Here is a 4,676-nt window from a genome sequence, read left to right as displayed (position 1 = left end):
CACGGACGGTGCGGGCGGTGCGGGCCCCCTCGGGGGTCCGTGCCCACCCCGCCGGGGCGCGTACCGGCCCTGCCGCCGGGCCGTGCCGACCGTGCCTCACGTCGCCTCCGCCGTCTCGTCCGGTGACCCGTTCCGGGTGTGTGCCTCACGGCCGGGGTGAGTCTACGCCGGATCAGCCGCCCGCGAGGCGGTTTCCGACATCCCGGAGTCCGTCGAGGTCGTGGACGTCGCTCGGTAACGCGGGCACCGTGGTCACCGGCACGTGCGGATGCGCCCGGGTGAACCGGGCCAGCAGCCGCTCCTCCCGGCCCGCCATCGCGATCCGGTCGGCGTGCAGCCGCAACACCGCCGCGGCCAGCGCGTCGGCACCGTCGGTTCCGTCGGCACCGTCGGTTCCGTCCGCGGAACCCTCGTCACCGGTCCCGGTCGCCGTCCGGCGTTCCAGGGACTCGGCGGCGGCCAGCGCGTCGATGGCGGAGATCTCGGAGACGTCGGCGAGCACGGGGTGGGTGCGGTTGGCGACCAGGCCGTCCAGCGGCATCGACTCGGTGGACAGCCGGTCGACGAAGTAGCTGGCCTCGCGCAGCGCGTCGGGTTCCGGCGCGGCCACGACCAGGAACGACGTGCCGCGGGAACGCAGCAGTTCGGCCGTCTTCTCCGCGCGCTCGCGGAACCCGCCGAAGGTGGAGTCGAACGCCTGCACGAACGCCGAGGCGTCGGCCAGCAGCTGCCCGCCGAGAATGGTCGACACCGCCTTGGCGAACATGGAGAAACCCGCGCCGACGACCTTGCGCAGCCCCCAGGTGCCCGCGCGGGCCGGGGTGGTCAACAGCCGGATCATCCGACCGTCCAGCGCGGCGGAGAGCCGGTTGGGCGCGTCCAGGAAGTCCAGCGCCGAGCGGCTGGGCGGGGTGTCGACGATGATCAGATCCCACTCGCCGGTCGCCGCGAGCTGGCCCAGCTTCTCCATCGCCATGTACTCCTGCGTTCCGGAGAACGACGTGGAGATCGTCTGGTAGAAGGGGTTGGCCAGCAGCTGCTCCGCGCGCTCCGGACCCGCGTGCCTGCGCACCATGTCGTCGAAGGTGCGCCGCATGTCCAGCATCATCGCCCACAGCTCGCCCCGGGGCTCGAATCCGGGCACGGACACCCGGCGCGGGTGGTTGCCCAGTTCGCGCAGGCCGAGGGCCTGGGCGAGCCTGCGCGCCGGGTCGATGGTGAGTACCACGGTCTGCCTGCCGCGCTCGGCGGCGCGCAGCGCCAGCGCCGCCGCGGTGGTGGTCTTGCCGACCCCGCCGGAGCCGCAGCAGACCACCACGCGGGTCTCCGGGTCGTCCAGCAGACCGTCGACGTCGAAGGAGCCGGTCATTTCACACCTTGTTCCACGAGCGCGTCGGCGAGTTCGTAGAGCGCGGCCACGTCCACGCCGCCCGCGAAGTCGGCCAGCTCCAGCGTGGGCAGGTCGGCCTCGGCGAGCTGTTCGCGGGAGCGCTGCTCCGCGGCGATGCCGACGGCGTGCTCCACGGTCTCCGCGACGAGCGCGTCCACGGTGCTCCCGGGCAGTTCCAGGCCCGCGGTCGCGAGTCCGGACCGCACGCGCTCGGCGTCCACCCTGCCGTCGGCGGCGGGGAGCAGGGCGGGTGCGGGCAGCCGCGAGGGCCGGACGCGGTTGACCAGGACCGCCCCGGGGCGCAGATCCGCGCCGTCCAGCTCGGCCACCGCGTCGAGCGTTTCGCGCACCGGCATCTCCTCCAGCAGTGTGACGATGTGCACGGCCGTCTCACCCGAATGCAGCAGCCGGACCACCCCTTCGGCCTGCCCCCGGATGGGGCCGGTCTTGGCGACGTCCGTGAGCGCGCGGGTGACGTCCAGGAAGCGGACCACCCGCCCGGTGGGCGGCGCGTCCACCACCACGGCGTCGTAGGTGTGCCTGCCGTTCGACTCGGTGCGCCCGACACACTCCTTGATCTTGCCGGTCAGCAGGACGTCGCGCAGCCCCGGCGCGAGGGTGGTGGCGAACTCGATGGCGCCCATCCGGCGCAGGGTCCGCCCCGCGAAGCCGAGGTTGTAGAACATCTCGAAGTATTCGAGCAGGGCGGCCTCGACGTCCACGTGCAGCGCCCGCAGCTCACCCCCGCCGGGCGCGGCGGCGATGCGCTGCTCGGCGTAGGGCAGCGGTTCGGTGTCGAACGCCTGGGCGAATCCCTGCCGTCCCTCGACCTCGACGAGCAGGACGCGGCGTCCCTCCCGGGCCAGGGCGAGGCCCAGGGACGCGGCGAGCGTGGTCTTGCCGGTCCCGCCCTTCCCGGTCACGAAGTGCAGGCGGCTCCGTTCGAGTTCCTCGGTCCAGCCAGGCAGCGTGGTCACACCCCCAGAGCCTAAGCCACCGTTCAGCTCACCAGGGCCGCGACGCTCACCATCAGTGCGACACCCCCGGCGAGCGCCCAGGTCACCGGGACGGACAGCACCGTGAGAGTGAGCACACACGCCACCGCAAGGGCGGTGAACGCGACGAGGCCGGCCACCGCCACCGTGCCCGGCCTCCCGGTGCGGTCCCGCGCCAGCGCCATCACGATCGCCACCCCCACCAGCCCGGGGACGGCCAGCAGGACCGTCGCCAGGATGCGCCATGCTTCCACGAGACCCGACGGTAATGGCTAGGGTGTCGGAGCATGAGCACTACGAAGTGGGAGTACGCGTCCGTCCCCCTGCTGATCCACGCGACGAAGCAGATCCTCGACCAGTGGGGCGAGGACGGTTGGGAGCTGGTGACGGTGCTGCCGAACCCGAGCGGTGAGCAGCACGTGGCCTACCTCCGGCGCGAGAAGGACTGACGGGACCGACGATGAGCTGGAGCGCGAGACTCGCGGAACTCGGCATCGACCTGCCCGCCGTCGCGACGCCGGTCGCGGCCTACGTGCCCGCCGTCCGGACGGGGCGGTACGTGTACACCTCGGGCCAGCTCCCGTTCGTCGCGGGCGAGCTGGCCGCGACCGGCAAGGTCGGTGCGGAGGTCAGCCCCGAGGAGGCCAAGCGGCACGCCCGGACGGCGACCCTGAACGGTCTCGCGGCCGTCGACTCGGTCGTGGGTATCGACTCCGTCGTCCGGGTGGTGAAGGTCGTCGGGTTCGTCGCCTCGGGGGAGGGCTTCGGTGGCCAGCCCGCGGTGATCAACGGAGCGTCCGAGCTGCTCGGTGAGGTGTTCGGGGACGCGGGGGCACACGCCCGCTCGGCCGTCGGGGTGGCCGAACTGCCGCTGGGCGCGCCCGTCGAGGTGGAGCTCGTCGTGGAGGTGTCCTGATGGACCCGGACGTCGAGGCGGCGTCCCACGAACTGCTCCTCCGCCTGGCGGGGCGGATGCCCGACCGGATGCTGTGGCGGTTCCGCGACTGGTTCGGCGAGGGCGCGATGGCCACGCTCGCGCGGACGCTGCCCAAGGCCCTGCTCAAGCACCGGGTCGACCTCGACCAGTCGGAGTACCGGCTGCTCGTCGCCGGTCTGATCCCCTACGGGGCCGATTGGCACGAGGTCAGTTCGACGCTCGGGGTGGACGCCTCGGCCGAGAGCAGGTACACATTCACCCCGGAAGCACCCGAATGGGTGAACACCGTCGATTCGGTGTCCGTGGTGGTGCCCGCGACGCTGCGTGGGCGCCCGGACGTGGGCGAGGTCCGGGAGAGCTGGCGGTACGACCGCGAGTCCGCCGACCGGGAGGCCAAGCGGGTACTCCTGGTCACCGCGGTGTCCGGGCTGCCGCGGCTGGCCGGGGAGTTGCAGCGGGTTCTGCGTGTGCTGGGGGAGGAGGAACCCGGAGTGGAGGTCCTGCCCGCGCAGGCGGAACCGCCCCCCTACCACCGGGCCGCGCTCGCGGACTCCCGGTTCGTGTGCGCGGGCGCCGTGGACGCCGGACACCACAGGCTCGTACCCGCGTGACGCTCGCTTTCGCGGGCTGGAGGGAGAACGGCGATGGTGGACGTACACGACGGCATGCCGAAGGACGGCTTCGCCGTGCCGCTGCGTCTGCACAACGTCCTGCTGGCACTGGCGGGCAGACTCGACGACAGTGCGCTGTCGGACGCCCGTGAGCTCGTCGCACGCTCGCATCTCGACGAGGCCGCGGAACTCGCGGTCGGTGCCCTGATCGCCGGCCGGATCCCGGTGCGGCCCGCCGAGCAACGGGAGCTCGGGCTGGTGCTGGAGCTGAGCCGGTCCGACCCCGCACTGGCCGAGGACCTCACCGTGGGCGAGTCCGGAACGGAACCCGCGCACCGGTTCTCCGGCGCGGACCAGCCGGACCGCGGCATGGCGGAGGCGCTGGACCGCATCCTCCAGGTACTTCCCGACCTCCGGTCGGTGCACGCGGTGTGGCGCAACACCCCGGCGGGGGCCGTGCCCGGTCCGCTCCCCCAGCGGGTGGTGCTCATCGAGATCGGCCCGGAGGCACACCCGCCCGCGGTCGCCTTCCGGGTCGACGACGCGCTGCGGCGCGCGGGGATCCACACCGTCGTCGAGGTGACCGGCCCCGGTGCCGAACGGACCGGATACCACGAGGCCGCACTGGCCGCCGGGACGCCGGTATGGCTGGCCTCCGACCACGGGGGAACCCCGGTACCGGCCGCCGAGCCGCCGCACGACCCCCGGGCGGGGCGGCCCCGCAGCCGGGCGGTCCGGACCGG

Annotated in this window: 6 protein-coding genes and 1 pseudogene; 4 read left to right on the top strand and 3 right to left on the bottom strand. The window is 73.3% G+C overall.

The features are described from left to right. Nucleotides 1-172: 172 nt before the first annotated feature. From ACTIR_RS0103420 to ACTIR_RS0103410, 3 genes are read right to left on the bottom strand one after another with little or no spacing between them, the layout of a single operon-like run. Nucleotides 173-1,369 (bottom strand): ArsA family ATPase, encoded by a 1,197-nt coding sequence (locus ACTIR_RS0103420; RefSeq protein ID WP_026453229.1) that lies wholly within the window; start codon nt 1,367-1,369, stop codon nt 173-175. Then, nucleotides 1,366-2,367, bottom strand: coding sequence for an ArsA-related P-loop ATPase (locus ACTIR_RS0103415; protein ID WP_026453228.1), 1,002 nt, complete (start codon nt 2,365-2,367; stop codon nt 1,366-1,368). The genes ACTIR_RS0103420 and ACTIR_RS0103415 overlap by 4 nt, the downstream gene beginning before the upstream one ends. A gap of 23 nt (nt 2,368-2,390) precedes the next feature. Beyond that, nucleotides 2,391-2,639 carry a hypothetical protein gene (locus tag ACTIR_RS0103410; RefSeq protein ID WP_026453227.1) on the bottom strand — a complete coding sequence of 83 codons (249 nt, stop codon included), beginning with the start codon at nt 2,637-2,639 and terminating at the stop codon, nt 2,391-2,393. Between the two features lie 33 nt (nt 2,640-2,672). Between ACTIR_RS0103410 and ACTIR_RS25740 the strand changes: the two genes are divergently transcribed. The 4 genes and pseudogenes from ACTIR_RS25740 to ACTIR_RS26225 form a co-directional block, all read left to right on the top strand. Then, entirely contained in the window at nt 2,673-2,834 is a 162-nt protein-coding gene (locus ACTIR_RS25740; protein WP_007026587.1) for a DUF4177 domain-containing protein, read from the top strand. An 11-nt stretch (nt 2,835-2,845) separates the two neighbouring features. Further along, nucleotides 2,846-3,301, top strand: coding sequence for a RidA family protein (locus ACTIR_RS0103400; protein ID WP_026453226.1), 456 nt, complete (start codon nt 2,846-2,848; stop codon nt 3,299-3,301). After that, nucleotides 3,301-3,933: a hypothetical protein gene (locus ACTIR_RS0103395; RefSeq protein WP_026453225.1), complete on the top strand. Its 633-nt coding sequence runs from the start codon at nt 3,301-3,303 to the stop codon at nt 3,931-3,933. The genes ACTIR_RS0103400 and ACTIR_RS0103395 overlap by 1 nt, the downstream gene beginning before the upstream one ends. A 33-nt stretch (nt 3,934-3,966) precedes the next feature. Further along, nucleotides 3,967-4,676: pseudogene (locus ACTIR_RS26225) on the top strand (hypothetical protein); the annotation flags it as partial.

Source organism: Saccharomonospora iraqiensis subsp. iraqiensis, from assembly GCF_000430445.1.
Classification (GTDB): Bacteria; Actinomycetota; Actinomycetes; order Mycobacteriales; family Pseudonocardiaceae; genus Saccharomonospora; species Saccharomonospora iraqiensis.
The sequence above is the reverse complement of the archived record's forward strand: the minus strand, read 5'-3'. Positions and strand labels throughout refer to the sequence as shown.